17 protein-coding genes are annotated in these 17,502 nt (G+C 47.2%); 10 read left to right on the top strand and 7 right to left on the bottom strand.

Annotated features, from left to right (window positions below; translation table 11 throughout):
- The first annotated feature begins 62 nt into the window (after nucleotides 1-62).
- Together DXY31_RS15210 and DXY31_RS15205 are read left to right on the top strand one after the other, a co-directional pair.
- Nucleotides 63-242, top strand: coding sequence for a hypothetical protein (locus DXY31_RS15210; protein WP_114994562.1), 180 nt, complete (start codon nucleotides 63-65; stop codon nucleotides 240-242).
- A 1,753-nt stretch (nucleotides 243-1,995) separates the two neighbouring features.
- Nucleotides 1,996-2,181, top strand: a complete 186-nt coding sequence (locus tag DXY31_RS15205; protein WP_114994561.1) for a Nif11-like leader peptide family natural product precursor — start codon at nucleotides 1,996-1,998, stop codon at nucleotides 2,179-2,181.
- 12 nt (nucleotides 2,182-2,193) lie between these two features.
- Here DXY31_RS15205 and DXY31_RS15200 read toward each other — a convergent pair whose 3' ends face one another.
- Nucleotides 2,194-2,583, bottom strand: coding sequence for a hypothetical protein (locus tag DXY31_RS15200; protein WP_114994560.1), 390 nt, complete (start codon nucleotides 2,581-2,583; stop codon nucleotides 2,194-2,196).
- A 760-nt stretch (nucleotides 2,584-3,343) separates the two neighbouring features.
- On the opposite strand from DXY31_RS15200, the gene DXY31_RS15195 reads away from it, so the two are divergent.
- Entirely contained in the window at nucleotides 3,344-4,021 is a 678-nt protein-coding gene (locus DXY31_RS15195; RefSeq protein ID WP_137025020.1) for a hypothetical protein, read from the top strand.
- Between the two features lie 571 nt (nucleotides 4,022-4,592).
- The gene (locus DXY31_RS15185; RefSeq protein ID WP_170953735.1) at nucleotides 4,593-5,060 is read left to right on the top strand and encodes a hypothetical protein; all 468 of its coding nucleotides are present in this window, start codon (nucleotides 4,593-4,595) and stop codon (nucleotides 5,058-5,060) included.
- 79 nt (nucleotides 5,061-5,139) lie between these two features.
- Here the strand turns inward: DXY31_RS15185 and DXY31_RS15180 are convergent, their stop codons facing one another.
- Nucleotides 5,140-5,505, bottom strand: a complete 366-nt coding sequence (locus DXY31_RS15180; RefSeq protein WP_114994556.1) for a VanZ family protein — start codon at nucleotides 5,503-5,505, stop codon at nucleotides 5,140-5,142.
- 512 nt (nucleotides 5,506-6,017) lie between these two features.
- On the opposite strand from DXY31_RS15180, the gene DXY31_RS15170 reads away from it, so the two are divergent.
- Nucleotides 6,018-6,446, top strand: a complete 429-nt coding sequence (locus tag DXY31_RS15170) for a hypothetical protein (RefSeq protein WP_114994554.1) — start codon at nucleotides 6,018-6,020, stop codon at nucleotides 6,444-6,446.
- 746 nt (nucleotides 6,447-7,192) lie between these two features.
- Nucleotides 7,193-7,408 (top strand): hypothetical protein, encoded by a 216-nt coding sequence (locus DXY31_RS15165; RefSeq protein ID WP_114994553.1) that lies wholly within the window; start codon nucleotides 7,193-7,195, stop codon nucleotides 7,406-7,408.
- A gap of 589 nt (nucleotides 7,409-7,997) precedes the next feature.
- Here DXY31_RS15165 and DXY31_RS15155 read toward each other — a convergent pair.
- Together DXY31_RS15155 and DXY31_RS17475 are read right to left on the bottom strand one after the other, a co-directional pair.
- A complete protein-coding gene (locus DXY31_RS15155) occupies nucleotides 7,998-8,291 on the bottom strand; it encodes a hypothetical protein (RefSeq protein WP_114994551.1) in 294 nt (97 codons plus the stop codon).
- Nucleotides 8,292-8,528: 237 nt separating this feature from the next.
- Nucleotides 8,529-8,828, bottom strand: coding sequence for a hypothetical protein (locus DXY31_RS17475; protein ID WP_206749829.1), 300 nt, complete (start codon nucleotides 8,826-8,828; stop codon nucleotides 8,529-8,531).
- A gap of 1,173 nt (nucleotides 8,829-10,001) precedes the next feature.
- Between DXY31_RS17475 and DXY31_RS15150 the strand changes: the two genes are divergently transcribed.
- The 4 genes from DXY31_RS15150 (at nucleotide 10,002) to DXY31_RS15115 (ending at nucleotide 13,684) form a co-directional block, all read left to right on the top strand.
- On the top strand, nucleotides 10,002-10,247 hold the full coding sequence (locus tag DXY31_RS15150; RefSeq protein ID WP_114994550.1) for a Nif11-like leader peptide family natural product precursor: 246 nt from the start codon (nucleotides 10,002-10,004) through the stop codon (nucleotides 10,245-10,247).
- 1,772 nt (nucleotides 10,248-12,019) lie between these two features.
- Complete coding sequence (locus DXY31_RS15135) at nucleotides 12,020-12,250, top strand: hypothetical protein (protein ID WP_114994547.1); 231 nt, start codon at nucleotides 12,020-12,022, stop codon at nucleotides 12,248-12,250.
- 238 nt (nucleotides 12,251-12,488) lie between these two features.
- Nucleotides 12,489-12,740, top strand: a complete 252-nt coding sequence (locus DXY31_RS15125; protein WP_114994545.1) for a hypothetical protein — start codon at nucleotides 12,489-12,491, stop codon at nucleotides 12,738-12,740.
- A gap of 674 nt (nucleotides 12,741-13,414) precedes the next feature.
- Nucleotides 13,415-13,684: a hypothetical protein gene (locus DXY31_RS15115; protein ID WP_114994543.1), complete on the top strand. Its 270-nt coding sequence runs from the start codon at nucleotides 13,415-13,417 to the stop codon at nucleotides 13,682-13,684.
- 1,406 nt (nucleotides 13,685-15,090) lie between these two features.
- On the opposite strand, the gene DXY31_RS17175 is transcribed toward DXY31_RS15115, so the two are convergent.
- From DXY31_RS17175 to DXY31_RS15100, 3 genes are all read right to left on the bottom strand, one after another.
- A complete protein-coding gene (locus DXY31_RS17175) occupies nucleotides 15,091-15,288 on the bottom strand; it encodes a Nif11-like leader peptide family natural product precursor (protein ID WP_170953734.1) in 198 nt (65 codons plus the stop codon).
- A 343-nt stretch (nucleotides 15,289-15,631) separates the two neighbouring features.
- Nucleotides 15,632-16,009 (bottom strand): Dabb family protein, encoded by a 378-nt coding sequence (locus tag DXY31_RS15105; protein WP_198410875.1) that lies wholly within the window; start codon nucleotides 16,007-16,009, stop codon nucleotides 15,632-15,634.
- A gap of 1,048 nt (nucleotides 16,010-17,057) precedes the next feature.
- On the bottom strand, nucleotides 17,058-17,360 hold the full coding sequence (locus DXY31_RS15100; protein ID WP_114994541.1) for a DUF3303 domain-containing protein: 303 nt from the start codon (nucleotides 17,358-17,360) through the stop codon (nucleotides 17,058-17,060).
- Nucleotides 17,361-17,502 lie beyond the last annotated feature (142 nt).

The raw sequence follows: 17,502 nt of genomic DNA, 5'->3' as shown, positions 1-17,502 counted from the left end.
ATGGATTTGAGGACAGCTTCGATTTGTATGTGTAATTTTTGATGGAGGACCGATCGAAGATCATGGCATTTGAAGCGAAGGACAAGACAGAGCGGTTCATGGATGCCGCCAAAGAGCGGGCCAGGGCTGCGCTGCATGAGACTTCACCCAAGCTGACTTCGCTTGAAAAGGGGATGCTCAAGGCGCTGAAAAGTCGTCAGCGCCCTGTCAAGCATGCTCAAAAGACCACTGTCCGCCGTTGACCGGTAGTTCAGCAATCGATTCAGCTGCTGTGGTGAAGCTCAATGCTCACCCTTTCGCGCTCAGTTGAGTTCGAGGAAACTTTTTGCTGATTTGACCTGCGGTGCCTCTTCTGACTGGTCTCAGTAAGGCAGCCTTTACAGGCAGTCTTTGTGTGAGCAATCAAGCTTTTGATCGGCTTATGGCACTGAGCCGCAGTTGAGTGGCAAAACGTTCATGAGTTTTTGGTTGCAAAGTGCATTTTATACGTGATACATTCATATACGATTCCAAAAAATTAGTTTTAAATTTTAACGAGGGTTTGGGTTGGTGGTATTGACTTTTTAGAAAAGATGGAACTAGTATTCACCCAATTTAGTCCAGATAATTAGCAGTAACTTGTTTTAATTATTCATGATTGCTATGGGATGAAAATTCTAAGAGTTTTTATGAGTTTTTTGCGCTTTTCTACTGAATCATCGTGCTTTAACGTATAGCGACTCTGCGATGAATCAAGAGCAGATCGGCGATATCGAGCTTTTCCATTTCCTCGAGAAGTTCTTCGTAATTCATGGCTGAAGTTGCCTGGATTGAGCCTTTTTGAGCAGCCATTGCATTTAATATGAATTTACGTGTCAATATAGCCTGTATGTAACGGTCTGTAAACAGTCAAATGTTGCGAAGCGGGTTTATGGGGTTTTTGCGACGACCCATGCCTCTTCAGCGCAGCGGCTTTTCTTGGTGGTTGAAGGCGATTTCAATGTCACATCGAGAGCTATGCAATGCATTGTGACCTCTCTCTCTTAGGACGCCACTGCTATCTACCGAAGCGATAAAGCGTTTCTAGTCCGTTCGCACACCCCATAGGTGAGTAATGGTGATCGCTCGTGCTGATTTCTTTGCAGGGCTAAAACCCAAAACACAACCATTCCAAGTCGTGCCTTCACGCGACTGTCAGTTGTTGATGATTGGGAGACAGGATGAATGTCTCTGGAATTAACGTTTTGAATGAGTGTTCTTAAGCGATGCTGGATTAATACCACGGTTGCGCAAACCCTGATGTGTCGTATTTGCCTCTCGCCGAAAGGATCTATGAAATCCCCCTACTCAAGGCGTGTGAAATACAGTTTCTAGGTGGGAATATTCGGATTTTTATTGTGGGATAAATCTTCTGAACAATTTGGTTTGGGATTATTGGGACTAGCCGATTAACCTGTAGAAGGGGTGTTCTCTTTCGTCTTGGTAGGAAGTTGATTCAATTATAATTCGCATTTAGTTGCCATGTCTCTGCACCTGTCTTAATCAAGATTTAATGGAGAATCGGTAACTCTTGAGTTTTTGCGCCACCTCATTGGTTTCTTCGATTATTCAATTTATTTGAAGCCTGAACTCATGCTGCGTAAAGACTTCAGTGGCAGCGATGGCAACGAGCATCAACCTGCTTGAAGGTTTGTCCGATCACGACCAATTTGAGCAGCCAGCCTGGCTCTTAAACAGGGATGGCAGCATCAATTGCCCAGCCTTGCTCCTTGAGCCTTTTAGCCTCATCTGAAGCGTGTTTTGTGGGCACTTCAACGAGACGGAATCCTTTGCCTTTGGTGCAATACAGCCTGGTTTGTCCAATCACAGTTGCGGCCTCCAAGTTTGGACAAATTCACTTTGCTGCATAACGCCTAATAAGGAAGGTCCTGAAACCGTACCTGGTAGTGCGGTTCTCCCATCTCGCGAGCGACATTCCGTGGCAATAGACCGAAAACGTCCCTATCGGAGCTACCCATGACTACGACAACTCTGCCGGTGCATGAAGTGAACCTTGCCCAGGACAGGGGTCAGGTGTTCACTGAGGCCACAATGATGAAAATGCAGGCTGATCAAAAAAAGAATCTGAAAGCGGATCGTCTAGATCACAACGACGGTTGGGGCGAGGCTTTGCTGAGCTGTTTCGGTACCCACCATCTTTGAAACTGTTGGTACTCAAGACCTCAAACCTGAGCCATTGATTATTGAGCGCGCTCGCTCTGTGGATTCAGATTGATCAGTTTCGTTGTACGTATGAACAGAGTTCCTGATTGAAGTGACACCCCAATGATCAACGAGAACAGCGATGACCCCATCAGCCGCTTGACCGAGCACTGTTTCTAGCCGTTGGTTGTGCTCTTCGCTGGTCTCGCAGCCAAACGAACTGTCCTTTTTGAGATCGGCGTTGCTGATCCACTCCATGCGGGTGCGTTCATCCTCGGTGCAATTGGCGCGAATCCACATCACAGCAAAAGCGATAAGCGATTCCCTTGCTGCGGCTGCTGTCTTGTGTAAGTCGGATTCCATCAACAGCCCGTCCATTTCAAGTTTTAAATTCCAGAACATGGGAGAAGCTAAGCCGTTTCTCCAAGCTGAATCCGATCAGATGATCCCAGAAACGGTCGCATGTTCTGGGTATAGGTTGCAGTTGTTGGAGTGTATTCGTTGATTTAGCTTCGTGATTAACCGTTCCGTTGCGGTCATGTTTGCATAACCACCAAAAACCCAGCCACTCTCGGTAGGGCTTGGCTCAGCTGGTTGAGGCTTGTTGTATCAGGTTTTTCAGGCACACAGCAACTGCTACTACATTCATCCCAATCACTCTCAACGTCTGGCGGGCTTTCGACCGAGCTGAACGAATAAACGAAACGGCTGAGAGCATCGAATGAAGACGGCCAAGCATGGGTCAATCTCATGGGAACAAACCGTGAAATAAAAAGCCGATCCAGTTAGCCAGAAGCACATCGATAGCGATTGCCGCTGTAATCAACAGTTGCACTGGCAAAATCTAAAGCTGCTTAGTGGGTTGGTCATCCTTTGGAGCTCTTGGAGCGAGTCGTCACCCTTCAGAGATTCCATTTTTATTTTCAGAACGGCTGCCAGCTGTCAGTGGTCTAGTTTTGTGCGTGAAGCTCGAAACGATTAATCTTGTTCGTTGAGATCCTGTTGAATCATTTACAGCATGACTTTTTTTCTTGCTCTTCTACGCAAAACCATCTTGTGCACATAAGTTATGGTCAGGATGGCCATTCACTGCGCGGCTTTGATATGTTTGTCATCAGTCGCATGCTCTTTCCCTTCGAGTTCTTTGTTCTAAACTGTTAAATTGATTCCTGTCTCCCCCCCCCTGCCGCCTGTTCAAGCATTAGTAGTTCACTGGAATATCTATTCCTACGATGCTCTTGAAAACCGTTTAGAAGCGGAAAAGTTACCAATTCAGCAACTGCCTGTGCGATCGCGTTTTAGGGCTTATCAGCTTGGTGAGATATTATTTGTCCATCCTTTACTGCGCTGTTCGAATCATGGTGTATCCGATCTTCCCAGGCAATGTATTCGCTTGATTGAGGATCTTTACCAGCAGCACCGGCCTGAACGTCTCCTCACTCTGCAAACCGGAGGAATTCCTGTTCCTGGAACTGCCAAGATCAACAGTCTTTATCGCATCACACAGATTCAGTTTCAGTCTTCCTGCTTTCCTGTTAAGGGAACTGGCACCGACGGTCCACCTCCAGCGATGATGTTGTATGACCTTGGCTGGCTCAGTAGCGGATTGGAGCAGCCAGTATGCAGTCAACGCCCTGTACTGCTTTCATCCAATTCCCTATCTATTCCTTGGCTTCAGCGAAAAGGAGTGATTGATTCATCGACGCGAGTTGAGATTTTAATTGCTGTCACAGATGTCGATGCTCAGGATGCAGAACAGTCCCACAGCCAGTATGAATCCAATAAACAACTGGCCGCCGATGCTCTTGTTTCATTGCTTTGGAATCAACTTGACCTTTGACTCAGAGGTCTCCCTTCGGCTTTTGCACGTCTATTTGGCTAGTCTTGATTGCTTTAGAGATTTGTATCTTGTCGCTTTGTTGATGAATAATTGATTGCAATGAAGCCAAACTCGCTATTTAAATTTGCAATTTCTCACAAAGCCCTTGTCTATAATCTTGGTGCCCTTAGCTCTTATTTTTCACAGCTTTGCTTTCTTGCGCATGCTGTTTACCTCTTGCTGCACCATCTTAAGCCCCATTGGTCTCTGGCGAGTTTTGCTTTCTTTAGCCTTACTTCGATTGTTTTGATGGCCCCTTACAAGTGGGACAGAAAGTGGATGCGTTATAAGAGCACAGTTGGCATGGTTTCTTTTACTTTGATTCTCAGTATATATGCAATCTGTTGGATCAGAAACTAGATACCTCCTATCGGTAATAGTTATTCTCAGTCATGCTAAGTTTTTCTTGTTTATCCAGACCGCCGGCTAAGAAGTTTTGATTTTCTGCTTTGGGATAATGATTGTCTGGTAAACATGTCGCTGATGCATTGATGTTGCCGTATTGATGTAAAATAGATTAATGAGTCAGCAAATGATCCAGAGGCTCCCTTTTATCCTGTTTGCGCTCGTTCTAGCAGGATGCAGCTATCCATCTGAGCAGAAAGCAAAAGAAGCCTGTGATGAGTGGCGAAGTAGGACTGCTGAAGTTACGATTACCAGTTTCAGAGATGAGCAGCCATCTAAACCGGCAGACCGAGAGAAAGAGTTGGAGATTGCGTTGAATGAGATAGAAGAGGAGGATTTAGGCGCCTACAGAGATGCCGATAGATTCCGAGCAGAAACAAGAGCATTCCAGATTGATTTTTATGATGAGTTAATTCAAGAAGACCAGGAAGGCCGCGAAATGATTGAGCATGCAGTCACTGCCCGGTGGTGCAGACAAGACAGTGTTAACGAACAAGTTCTCGGTTATGAGAATAAAACAGTGATTACTAAAGCCTGGAAGAATAAGCAAGGAGCGAAGGGTAAGGGCGAAGTGGTTAAGTACTTTCGTTACTGATTAGACCAGGAGGTTGAAGTAAGCATCGGTGTAAATTCATCAAATGAGTCATTGCTTTCCAGTCGGTCTCTTGTTGAAATTAATCACTAATTTTTGCAGTAAGCTCCCTGGCCCATAGCGCAAGTATAGAACCAAGAAGTAATCCTGAAATGTTCGCAATAAAATCGAGCCATTCTCCTTGGCGATTCACGTACGGCTGAATTGCTTCGATCAGACCGCTGTAAAAGGCGAAAAATAGGATCAAGTATTTCCATCCACTTGGTCTTCGCAAAGATGCAGGAAAAGCCAGGACTGCGTATGAAATAAAGTGATGTGTTTTGTCTGATCCAGGAGCATCAGCTAGTTCTTCTGGCTGAACCAGTGATAGAACTGTGATACTTGTAAAAGTGATGATGCTGATGATAAACCAGTTTTTTTGGATAGTGTTGATTGCATCAATCTTCATTGTCGTTCTATGGTTTCAATTCGCCTGGAAGGCGCCAGTTGCTGGCATTGCTTCATTCTGTTCGCTGGGGTTGGTTGTCATTCCTTGAGCGATCGCTAGTAGGCCTACGAGAACACCTAGAGCCAAACTGGTCAGTAAAAGTCTGTTTGTAGTCATTGACCTGAAAATTACCCAATCAGCCTAGTCGGTCAGTTGGTAGCCTTTGTTGAATTCCAAGTCTGTTATGAGTCAGTTGTTTGCGGAAGTCGTAAGAGTGGTTGGTCTTGCCATTTGCTTGCAGTTGTATGGACTTGTCCATACCCTCGCCGCTAACTATGGTACTGATGAAAATAAAGCGAAAAAGATTGAGAGAGATGGTTTCTTTTCGAGACATACCTGGAAAGTCGCTTTGGGAGGCGCTGTCTTCTTTTGGGTTTTGATGTTTAACTGGGGTAAAACCTGCCTGAAAACTTAGAACATTGTTCTTTGCTAATCACTGAACTGTTCCTTTTGTATCCTTCGTTGTTTTTGTTTTGAAAGCCGTCTCGTTCCTTGGCGTACTTGTCTTTTGTGCTTCTGCTGCCTACGCTGACGATTATCTGCATTTAAACTGCGAAGTTGAAGTTGTCAATACAAAAACCGATTTGGACACTAAAAAGATCTTAGAAGAAAGCACAAAAGCTGGATCGATTGTTTTTAAGGTTGATCTTGAAAAGAGTAGAAGTATGGGGGCTAGCGCAACTGACTGGGAGGATATTCAGATTGTCGATGGTGTTATAAGAGACTTGCGTAAGGGTGAAGTCGATGGATTCAGATTTGAGGCCAATCGTGCTGTGTGGATACAGCCTCCAGGGAAGTTTTCTGTGAATACAGTTGCCTCTAGCGATAAAATCTTGGTCACGATCATTACTGAAGGAGAATGTTCTGAGATTGATGCACTCGTTTTCGATGAAGCAAGGTGATGCGCCGATTGGCTAGGCATCGATCTCCAGCTTCTTGCTTTGACGAACCACGATGTGTTGGGTCTTTGCAGCTTGTCCATGCAGTATGAAAAGTTATGTTGGCTCTGGGCCGATAGGGTGTCTGGCCAGATGCGCTTGCTGGTAGTAGAGACCAGACAGCAGACTTGCTGAAGCCTGGCTTGCCTTGGGGTTGATCACTTCTGCTTGTACAGTTGATTGAATTCGTTCGATTTAGCGAGGTGAGTCCTTCGGAATTTCGTGACGAGTCATTGGCTCGATAGTGGGGACCGAAACATCTTTTTTGTTTTCGCGTATTACCCAATACGTTACAAAAGTTCCAGTTACGAGGATAAAGACCCCTGCAGCACGAATCATGTGGTGAGTGATGTCGTCAGGATGTCGTGTCCATTTTTTCGTCATGTAAAACAGTCGCCCAACCCATTCTTGTGGTGATTCTGTTGTTGGTGCTGTTAATAATTGAATGATTCCTTAATTGCCATCACTTCGGCCCATGCAGGCATTCAATCTGTGGCATTGGATCCCCCCTCGTTCAATGCCTCCAGTAATGCCATGCTGCTTCTTTCACGCAGGTGTGCAGTTCCCCTGAAACTCTTACTTTGCCCCGCCACGTTCTTTGCTTCGTTGTAGCATCTGTGGGTAGGCATCAAGGCAGTTCGAGATCGACGATGCCGTCCGCGCCTTTTGGCTTCAAAGTGAGGTGAAGTTCAGACATCTGATTTATTCCAATGGCAGAAGAGACCCGTCAAATAACGATCACCAGAGAAGAAGCCGATCTCATCAACCTTGCGTTGGAACTTCTTGTGGACTCCCGCGTTGAGCAACTGAAGGAACTGCTGCTTCACCAGAAAGCTCGTTGGCAGACGGAAGAGGGGCGTGCAACTGTTTTTTCTCTGCGTGACCGCGCTCTTTATCCAGAGCCACGTTGGGACGATCTTCATTGAATACAGGACAACCCTTCCGTTCCGGATGATGCCTGCGCAGCAGTTGAGGACGGATCACGAGTGTCCCAACCGCTATGGAGACTTGGCCGCCTCTATCTGCTGTGTGACGTACCTGTCTCAGAGCCTTGTGGAGTACTGCACTTGATGCGGCCACCTGTCTGCGGTGATCTGCCGCTAGCCTCCTTCCCACTGATCCATCAGCAGCGTCGGCTGGCCTCATATCGCTATGTCTACACTGGTGCTGGTGATCAGTTCTCTGTGCCACGGAGCAATCCAGCCGCGGATGCTCATCAATATCGGCAGAGGGAAGATCGATGCTTCTAGAGGGCAGATCGAAGTGGTTAGCAAGAAGTAACTATTTTTCCTCTTTCTAGTTTTGCAGAGGGTTTGAACTTATTTGTAATTGTTGGCGTCAGCTGATCATTGCTCGTCTCGGTTTTATTAGGACTCATTTCAGCTCGCGCCCTAGTCGCCGGGACTCACTGATCTCTGAAACCAGCAACGATAAGACTGATAGCTACTTCTGCCCGAGTTCAATTGCTTGGAAACTTGTGAAATCAACCCAAAATTGGTTGCTCTAACCAAAATCTTAAAAGAATTTCTTCATGGACTGCACCGCACCTTCTAGTGTCTTGAATTGCATTGAGCCGATTCCTTGTTTGTAATAGGTATAGATAGTTTCAAATGCACGGCTTCTTTCCCAGAGTTGGAAGCGTTCACCATTTGAGAGGGTGAAGTTCCATACATCGGCTGCTCCAAGTTTGTGATGATGCTCGGTGGTGCTTGTGAGTCCTTCTTCGATTACGGAGTCAATAAAGTTCTTTGTTTCTTCAGCAGATAGGTAGCAGAGAGTTGTCATTGCATCTATGGCGCTTATCCCCATTGTCTATTGTGTCGCTCGCCTAGACCAAAAGTGCTTGACAAGCATTCGGTGAGAAGCTGATGAGTTTACTTGTGCATATGTTGTTCTCCTTTAGGTGATTTCTGCGTATTGCTTATTCAGGGGATTCTTTCTGAGCAGGGTGTCGTAATCCAAAAGCCCCGCACATGGCGGGGCTGATGGTTGGTTCAATGCAAGATTCTTTTTCTCTTCAGTTGCGTCAAAATTCCTGATCATGCTTCAGAAACGCAATTGAATCCCAAAGCCTGCAGGTTGCCCATAAACATACCCTCGACCGAATCCATAGGCTGGAATGATACGTGGATAACGATTGACTTCGCGGCGATATTCTCTCCGCGCACGTCGGTAGTCACGAGTCTCACGACGAATTTCTCTGCGGAGTTGCCTCAGCTCATGCCGTCTCTGATACTCGTAGCCTCTGGCTTCTGCTGCAGGTGCCAGTGCACAAGTTGTGGCTCCAATCAACCCGGCGCAAAGAATCGCTTTGGTTGATTTGTATGTGTTGTTGAAAGTAGTCATGGCTTTAAAGGTGTGAATGATGGGGTGTTTGTCCCCTTGACTCCTTCAAGATCACAGCACTTCTGGTGAACCCTGCTAAAGAGCTCTGGTGCCTACCTCAAGAGGTTCTGGTGCGCTTCTGGTGAATGTCTCAGATACCGTGCCCAGCTTCAGATCAGCTCATGCGGACGCGGTCGATATATGGGTTCTGGGGAAACAGCAAAAAAACGAACTTGGCGAGGGGGGTGGAGCTGCAGAGGTTGTCCCTCCGCTGTAGTGACGATCACTTCACCGAACCAAAGCCATAGTCCCCAGCTAGGTTGCTTTTGGGTGTTAATTGCACCTGTTTGGATCAGCCCCTTTCAAATCTTTCAGGGCGCAGGCTCCACTTGAGTCAAATCTCTATCCAGTCTTCTATGGGTGACAGTTGCCCGTTGACAGCATTTCGTAGAGGCTCTGCTCATGAACTTCACGAATGGGTTTGCTGGTGGCTGGGGCCAACGCGGTAGCAACGATAGTTTTCGAAAAATCTGACCTTTGTGCAAGCCTGGACCGGATTTCGACTCATATCCTCCTCAAGAATGCAGCGCAGTGAGTCAAGACAAGATGCTCATTTCAGTGTGTCGTCTGCAGTTCAGCGCGTGACCTGGTGGTAAGCCTGATGTGTGGAGGATTCTCAGACCTTCTTTGCTGAGGTCCCCATTCGATGATGAAGTGACGGCGCAGGAAACGTGGCTGCCGCGATGGCTATGTAGCAAGCCTTGATTTCAGGCTCACAGGAGGTCAAAGTGCTCTCGCTATGTACAAAGGCTTTGCTGAACTCCCTGATGGTTCTTTTCCGGAGGACCACCTCGCAGGAGCTCTGAGATATGGAGAGGAAGATCAACGTAAGGGTAAAAGAGTAGTCGTCAGCTCCTGCTGAACTTCATCGAAGCTCAGCGGGCCTGCTTTGGCTCAGCGATGAGCTGCTGCTGACCACGATAAGTAACGACATTCACTGGCTCAAGGCAAATGCGTTGTGCTGACACTGATCGCTGGGTGAGGTCCACAGATTTTTTCAGTAGATCTGGAGACGCACCTACAGGCATAACCGGATAGTGGGACGGCAGTCCAAATAACAGACGGGTCGTGCGCGCTGCCCTCTTGATTGTTGATTCAGACCCTTGCTATGACTGTTGAACCGGCGTAGCACCCATGTCCCTAGAACAACTCAAATCTTTCCTTGATAAGGCAAAAAGCAATACGACCCTCCAAAACAAACTCAAAGCAGCTAGATCACCTGAAGAAGTCGTTATTATCGGCAAGGAAAATGGTCATGAATTTACTCTGGACAAGCTTAGTCTTCTCAACGACTCGGACTTGGAAAAAGTAGCTAGGGGGGGATTCAAATGGCATGAAGAAAATGTGCCTTTAATGGGATATCCCATTGATGCTCTTTGACAGAGAAATCTGACGCTTGCTTTTTCAAATCTATTGAAAAGACCTGAGGCCCGTTCGTCTGGACTAACTCAAATCTTTTCTTCATAAGCTGGAAGGTGATCAGAGTCTTCCGGGGATGTGTTTAGCTGTTGATTCTCCTGATGAAGTGGTCGCAATTCTCTAATAGTGTGGCCACCATTACTGTTGATTGGCGAAATGAACTCAGTGAAGAAGAATTATAAGGTGTTTCTGTTAGGCGATTTCCAGAAGCTTGTGAGGGCTAAAGATTATCAGTCTCTAAGCTGTGTTTTGGAGTGCAAATGGTAAATTTCGATCACCCGGTAATTGAGGCGAAGTGGATTTTGTATTGAACGAGATTTCTTGTGTCAGTCGCTACTGCAACGGTCTGCGAGTAGAAAATGGATCAATAAATGTTCGGAAGCTGCACCCCAAGGTGCAAGGCAAATAAAAACCCCAAGTTTTTGCAGGGGCTTTGAGGGGTTAGATTCCAGATTCACGACCCCCTAATCAATACTCCCTCCGCTTTCTCGAGGTTCCGCATTCACTTGGAGAGAGCCGACCTGATCCACAGGCCTCCTGTATCACCTCCCATCGCTTGATTGGTGTGTTTGCTTCACGACTATGAAGCAGCACATAGACGGCTGGGGTGATCAGACGTTGCTTCAAAAGCTGTTGATTCGTTAGGGCAGACGCTTGAATCCCATGCAGTGATGTGATGACTAGCGAACAGCAAAGCGCTTTTAGAGAGGTGTGAGACATGGGTTCAAGTTGGAATTAATCATGACTTCGGCCATTGGCTTGAAATCAGTGACTTGAGCGGTTCGTGGGGTATTGCCCCCTCGACTCCTTCAAGCTCGCAGCCCTACTGGTGAACCCAGCTACATAGCTCTGGTGATGAGCTCAAGAAGCTTTGGTGAGCTTTTGGTGAATCGATCAGATACCACTTCCAGGTAGGAATCAGCTCATACGCAAGCTGGCGGCGCCAAGGCTCCAGGGCAGTTAGCGTTCATGGTGTTTAAGAGCTGCTGGTGTTGGCTGAGAAGCGTTGCTACAGCAACCCCCCTTGATGGATTCAAACCATCGACCTACGGAATAGACAACAATCCCCCCCCCGTGAAGCAAGAATGTTCGATGACAGGTTTTTAATGCTTGGAGGCTATTTGTGATGAACCTCAATCGGGCGTTACTTCCAAGTATGTTCGCATTAGATTTTGGCTCCTGTTAAGAGACGTTCACGCGCCTTCAAGGTTTTGTTGCCCGTCACTCAATCCTTTCGCTTTGATGACTATCGTGAGATTGAAAGGCCCAGGGATGCCTCGGTTCTTCTTTGGTCGCTAAGTCAAAAAGACTTGACGCCAAGTTTGGTGTACAAGCCATCCTGAACCATGTCGTTCAGCTGAGCTGCTGACAGTTCAAAGCTCATCGGTTCAGACCAACGAGGGCAACGATGCGCAGACGGTCGGCATGAATCGCTATTACCCACTTCTGCGCTGAGATTCACTCGCAGACTCCAACGCACACGAAGGTACCTGGATCACTGAAGGCAAGAATCATCAAAACGGCCACGATGCTTCCAGCAATCAATACAACAGGCCAGATTTCATCTTCAGGACGCATTTTAAGAAATAACCATCGAAGCCTGATGGGAGAACTGTGCTTCCCATGGAACTTGCCAGCCAAGATCCTGAAACCGAACCTTCCAGGGCGGCTGTCACCGCTTTCGAGAAGCATCTAGCGGCCATAGACCTAAAGGGTTCCACCTGGTGGTACTCATGACAGCAACAGCTCTTCAACCTGATCTCAATGCGGTGCAAAGCCGCCGCCTTGCAAAAATTGATTTGGATGAGGCCATTTATGAGGCCGCCGAACAGCATCCTGATATTTGGCCACGGGGACTTATCACCAAAATCGCCACGGAGCTAGGAGTCACACCGGCCACAGTTCGTCGTGAACGGACCATTCTTTTGCCAGGAGTCAAGAGCGCGCCTGAGCTGGGCTGGTGAACAGTCAGGCGTTGGTTTGCCAGTTGTTCAGGCACGATGCCATTGAAGCCTTGGTAAAACTGACACCCATGATGGTTTGGCGGTGGCTCAATCTCCTGTTTCACAGATCGAGTATCAGCTTCCTCTGGAGGTGCTGGCTCCAGGGGATTGGCATGGAGGATAACGATCAGCTGCCAGTCTGACCGGCTTGTCTCAGCTAACTGAGGTGGCTAAAGCGAAATCAAGTAATTATCTGCTCATGAAGAGATCACTGTTTGCACTGCTGCCTTTAGCTCTTGCAACAGCAGCGCCTGCCGTCATGGCTCAGAAGGAAATTCCCAAAGCTCCTGGTCACGACCAGTGCCCACTTGGTTACGTCAACACCCTTGGCAGCACTTGCGTGTCGCCCATCTACTACGAGGTAGCACCCACTTACGGTGAAGCCTGCAAGTCGGGATGGATGAACATCGGCGCTGGTTACTGCAAGAAGAAGACCCTCGGCATCTTCTGACCATGTCCGCTGGCTGAGAGGTTCAGCTCGATTCGGATCGTTGCGATTCAGTCGTTAAACGAACAACGCGGACTGGATGCTTGCGCGTAAATGGTGTTGGAACTTTCAACACCAAACAGTGGCTCCCGAAAGGGAGCCTTTTTGTTGGCAACACTCTTCTCCCCGCGATGTCGCCGATGCGACTTGCTTGCCGGTGCCCAGCCTGCGGAGTTTGTTGTTACGAGATCACCTGACTTGTTTCGTTTCGCTGCCTGATGCTGGCTTCCTGCGCAGCGCAGTTCGCATTGCTGTTGGCCTGACTGCTGTTCTGATGTTGTCTGATCCGACTCACGCCGGAGGCTGGGGAGACTTTATGGATCAGGGCTATGGCCAGATTTTCCTGATGAGTCGATCGACGCCTACGCCGCAGGCAACAGCAATGAGGAGGGCGATAGCTGGGTTTAGACCACGCAGGAAGCTGACGACGAGTCCAGATGTTGCGCCAACAATTAACGCTCTTTTGATCGATACCTTCTTGATGCTGCCCATGGCGTGAATGTTGTGATGCTGCACATTGTCATTGTTTTGTCCGGATAGTGGCCAATCTTCAACTGATCAAAACAAGTTTCGCCCACTTGTTGATTTCAGCTGGATCGACTGGCAATGGCCAGAATCCCTGAAGCGCTTTAGATCGAATGGCAGGCCCACACGACGAGATCAATAGGATTGAGCGTGAATTGGATAAAGAGGTAGGCAAGTTAAAAAAGCCTCCGTCGACTGGCAAGACAGCGAAGCATCAAAGTCTGGATGCCGTCGTCGCGACATCTGGACTTCTTGTAGTTGTCGCTATTGCAATCGTTTTCGGAGGACGCCTCAACGTCACGCAACGATCTGCATTGACTGGGGGTGTGTTGGGAGTTGCTGCAGGCTTACTCGTCGGTTATGGCATTGGAAGGATGCGCTAAAAGCGTTTCAAACAGCACCTGATGTTTCGCTAACCTGAAGCTACTCTTAAGGGCGCCAGCCCCTGGTTAAGTGTCATCCGCCGAAAAACGGTATCGGCAGGCTTAAGAATTCACAGGAAAGGAAGAGTTGTAGCTTCAGCAACGAGATGCCGTCTGCAGATGCCCAGTGGGTGATTTTCGCGAGCAGATTGCTTGATGGTGGCGGTAAGCTTCGCCACCTTAGAATAATTATAAAATGAAGAATCATCAGTGTTGTTGTGGTTGCTAGGTTGAGTTTGCCGGAATACGTTTGGGTCGCTTCATGGAAGACAACCTGATTGTTGTTTTGTAGGAGTTGTTGGGATAGCTACGCGACCTAATGTCAGATCTCAAACTTTTAATCTGACAATGGCATGAAGTAAATAGAGTGATTCTGCTCGTTTAGTGTTGAACCATATGTAGCTGATTGGGATTTGTAAAATGTATCAATTCAAAGACATAAGTAATCCGGCATTGGCGCCGGTGTTTTGAATGTGATAAGCCCAGTTTCCAGCTCGCTGTTTGGAAATTATGAATAGTTTGTCCTCCGGTAGCACCAATTAAGTGAAGCAATAATGATTGCTAGGAACAGTAATATTTCTACCAAAAGCGGCTTTAGATCTTTTGTTGGAGCTATGAAGAGAGGGCCGATAGACAGCCATTCAACGCGGGAGTATGTTGACAAAAAGATTTCGAGTATCTCTTTCCCATCATTGATTATTGAGGCAAAAGACTCAAGGAATTACTGAATCAGTTGTTGCTCTGAGGAACAGGATGCGATATTCAGTGGATGGCCAAATGACGTAAGATTTTCAAAGAAAAATTTATGTCTATCAGTTATTGGATGGTGCGGTCGTCTTTTGTCTCTGGCAAGGTAAGTGACCGGATGAATGCTGCCGAAAACAGATGTCAAATCATCAAAAAATAAACCTCTTTAGGTATTCATAAATACTTTGCTAGCGCATTAATAGCTATCAGGCTTGTATAGCGGGTCAGACCGGGCTAGCAAAATAATATTGCAATGCTTGGAGTACAGAGTTTGCAGCTTGCAATATTTGGCTTGAGATTGACACCAATCTGGACCCGCCAATGGTTCGTGATGTCCGTTTTCTATAGGAATGTCCACGGCTTGTATCTTGGAATATCGCTAAGGACTACTCAGTTCTTTGCTTTGGGTACGTCGTCTCATAGGGATTGATTTAACCTAGAAATCTTTAATGTAAAAAACCGTTGTCATCAGATTTAGCCTGATTGTGATATTGCTTGGTGCCACTCCTCTCTAAAAAGACGGTTTGATCTGCTTCAGCCTAATTGCGCTTGAACATGCCATATGAATCACATCTTGACTGACGTAGTGACTAATCAGAAAATCTTTTGTGGTTCTCGCCTTAATCAGCTCCCCAATCAACACCATCTAATTCGTCTATGCCCAGGCCGTCCGCAAGGTCAGATGGTGAAATTAAAAATCCCAACTCTTTGGCAATTTCTGAGATGGCATCGGGATCTGTCGTGGATTTAATTTTTTTTTGGAGATTTGAATCGGTTTTGATTTTTTTCTTGAATGCTCTGAGTTGCTCTTCGGACATGGTTCTCGGATCCTTTCCGTAGTCATAGCAAAGGTATAAGGATGTGTCTTTGCTTGTAAATTTATTGAATTCTACTGCTCCAGGTGTTGCGACTTGTTTTAAGGCTTTTAGTCGCATTTAATAAGTGAAGTATCTGTATTCGTGAGGTCTTCCGGCACAGGATTTAGGCAGTCCTAGTCCCGCAGAGGCCTGTTGATTAGTAGTTTGAGTTTTGATTGTGAAAGCTCAGCAGACCGCCGCCTAAAATGTGCCTGCTGGTTCCTTTTATTGGGTCAGTAGGTTATGTAAGCGGTGAATTCGTAACCGTATTTTTTGATAATAGTAAGAACCCGTTGTGGTGAGTTCATGGCCTCTGGTTTTGGCTGATTTTTGAGGAGTAGGGTTCAGGCGAGTAATCAAATACAATAATATCTTTAATTGTTGGAAGGAACACCTCTTTCAATGCAAGGTGCTTTGTTGCAGCAGGTTGAGACGATGTGCCGGTATAAGCATCTCTTGAGGCGACAGAGTCAAACGTCACTACAACTGAATGAGTGAAACCTTTGTTTAACTCTTCGGGACTATTGTTCGTGCCGAACTGGACTGAAATAATTCCTTCAACTCCATCTGATCCATTCGGTAAGTCCTCGAAAAGACTCCAAACTTCAGCAATTTTGTCGTCACTTGTTTCTTCAGTAAAGCAAATTAACAAGAGGTGACAGACCAATGCTTCCGAGTCCATGGTTGAAACAGTCCAATAACCTTGGTAACAACTTTACTGATGTTTCAGACCATCTAAGCCCTTCACAACCTCATGCCGACGTTTCTGATGCTGGTGTTTTTACTTCTAACCAAATACGTTTTAGTCCCATCGTTTTGCACGGATGGCTTGTGACAACCCTGCCCAGTGCTGTGTGTGCTTGGTGTGTGTGTGTCGGGAGATCGATTCGTCCAACTCAACCGCACTGCTGTTCCCATTCGGGTCTTATATCGCTTTTTGCTTCGCTTCCATGGTATTGGGATTTTTCTTCTGTAAACGGTATTTGAAGCGCCAATCAAGGTTGTGTGGCTAAAAGTTAATACGTTTCGTTTGGATGCTTGTTGTGACTACTGAACAGCTGTTGTTGGTCGTGATGGCTTTTGGCGCGGCTCTGACGACTCTTTGGGCATGGCGTGTGGGAACTTCTCAAAACCAAAGAGAGAAGTCGTGATTACGCCTGTCTCTTCAGTTTGGGCCCGGATTCTTAGTTTTTTCTTTGGCCGCCAAGTCAGAAAGAGTTGACCTCACGATCTGTATCAAGCCAATCTAGAACCATTGCACTGGTTGGCCGTTTGGCAGTGATTGATAGATCACCGATTCTCCGCCTCAGCACCGTAGAGGCTCCCTTGCGGTCACAGTTTAGCCAACGTCTCCATGCACGGTCTATTTGCTCCAGACCCGCCAGCGTTTGAAGGCATGTCAGCCCAACGTCGGCCATGGAGGGAGTGGTTAACCATTTCAGTGTGGCGTCTAAGTGCAGCTGTTTTCGACATCGTTGCCAGTTCCCCAATGAGGACAGTCCTCTGACTGAGCGGTATCGCCAAAGAGTGGCGAGATTTGTCTTTTTTTATTTCTTAGGAAAGGGGGGTCTACAACAGCGTCAGCAATGCCCTATCAGCCGCGCATACGCAGTGGGTTGTGATTGCCACCAGGCTCCTCCGTGGTGGGGGGAAAAGCGGTGGTTTGGCGGCTGCTTAGAAACAATGTCTCGAAGCCTGGGGCCACCGCTATTCGTCCCTAGGTCTTTTGGTCAGACCTTATTCATGCCCTCTTCCAGCTCGACAAACTCCTCATCGCTGAGGCCGGGGATGATCTCCGCTGTGACGCCGAGGCCCTTGGTCCAGGGATAGGTGTGCTTCTGCACTGCTGCCAGGTTGTCGGCTTCCACAAGCAGCACACCTTCACCGGTCTGAGGGTGGATCTGGCGTGCCAGCAACTTGAAACCGGCGAATTCATCCATGGGCTTGCCGCCCTTGATGTAATCAACGATGGCTTTGGCGTACTCCTCACTAGCGGGATCGGGAGCGGACCACTGGATCATGAAGCGTGCCATCAAAAAGCTTGCAATGGTTGTTCAATCATCGCCTGTAAGGACACAGGCAAGGACTCAAATGCATAGTCCCGCGCTGATCTTCCGCACTGTGGCTATTTTCAGTGCGTTCAGTCCGGCTACAGCCGGACTGTCATCTGTTTGT

Source organism: Synechococcus sp. UW179A (assembly GCF_900473965.1).
Taxonomy (GTDB): domain Bacteria; phylum Cyanobacteriota; class Cyanobacteriia; order PCC-6307; family Cyanobiaceae; genus Synechococcus_C.
The sequence above is the reverse complement of the archived record's forward strand: the minus strand, read 5'-3'. Positions and strand labels throughout refer to the sequence as shown.

What these genes read in the sequence shown, in the direction of transcription:
- DXY31_RS15210 (WP_114994562.1), top strand. Translation starts at nt 63, where the DNA reads ATGGCATTTGAAGCGAAGGACAAGACAGAGCGGTTCATGGATGCCGCC.
- DXY31_RS15205 (WP_114994561.1), top strand. Translation starts at nt 1,996, where the DNA reads ATGACTACGACAACTCTGCCGGTGCATGAAGTGAACCTTGCCCAGGAC.
- DXY31_RS15200 (WP_114994560.1), bottom strand. Translation starts at nt 2,583, where the DNA reads ATGTTCTGGAATTTAAAACTTGAAATGGACGGGCTGTTGATGGAATCC.
- DXY31_RS15185 (WP_170953735.1), top strand. Translation starts at nt 4,593, where the DNA reads ATGATCCAGAGGCTCCCTTTTATCCTGTTTGCGCTCGTTCTAGCAGGA.
- DXY31_RS15180 (WP_114994556.1), bottom strand. Translation starts at nt 5,505, where the DNA reads ATGAAGATTGATGCAATCAACACTATCCAAAAAAACTGGTTTATCATC.
- DXY31_RS15165 (WP_114994553.1), top strand. Translation starts at nt 7,193, where the DNA reads ATGGCAGAAGAGACCCGTCAAATAACGATCACCAGAGAAGAAGCCGAT.
- DXY31_RS15155 (WP_114994551.1), bottom strand. Translation starts at nt 8,291, where the DNA reads ATGGGGATAAGCGCCATAGATGCAATGACAACTCTCTGCTACCTATCT.
- DXY31_RS17475 (WP_206749829.1), bottom strand. Translation starts at nt 8,828, where the DNA reads ATGACTACTTTCAACAACACATACAAATCAACCAAAGCGATTCTTTGC.
- DXY31_RS15150 (WP_114994550.1), top strand. Translation starts at nt 10,002, where the DNA reads ATGTCCCTAGAACAACTCAAATCTTTCCTTGATAAGGCAAAAAGCAAT.
- DXY31_RS15135 (WP_114994547.1), top strand. Translation starts at nt 12,020, where the DNA reads ATGACAGCAACAGCTCTTCAACCTGATCTCAATGCGGTGCAAAGCCGC.
- DXY31_RS15125 (WP_114994545.1), top strand. Translation starts at nt 12,489, where the DNA reads ATGAAGAGATCACTGTTTGCACTGCTGCCTTTAGCTCTTGCAACAGCA.
- DXY31_RS15115 (WP_114994543.1), top strand. Translation starts at nt 13,415, where the DNA reads ATGGCAGGCCCACACGACGAGATCAATAGGATTGAGCGTGAATTGGAT.
- DXY31_RS17175 (WP_170953734.1), bottom strand. Translation starts at nt 15,288, where the DNA reads ATGTCCGAAGAGCAACTCAGAGCATTCAAGAAAAAAATCAAAACCGAT.
- DXY31_RS15105 (WP_198410875.1), bottom strand. Translation starts at nt 16,009, where the DNA reads ATGGACTCGGAAGCATTGGTCTGTCACCTCTTGTTAATTTGCTTTACT.
- DXY31_RS15100 (WP_114994541.1), bottom strand. Translation starts at nt 17,360, where the DNA reads ATGGCACGCTTCATGATCCAGTGGTCCGCTCCCGATCCCGCTAGTGAG.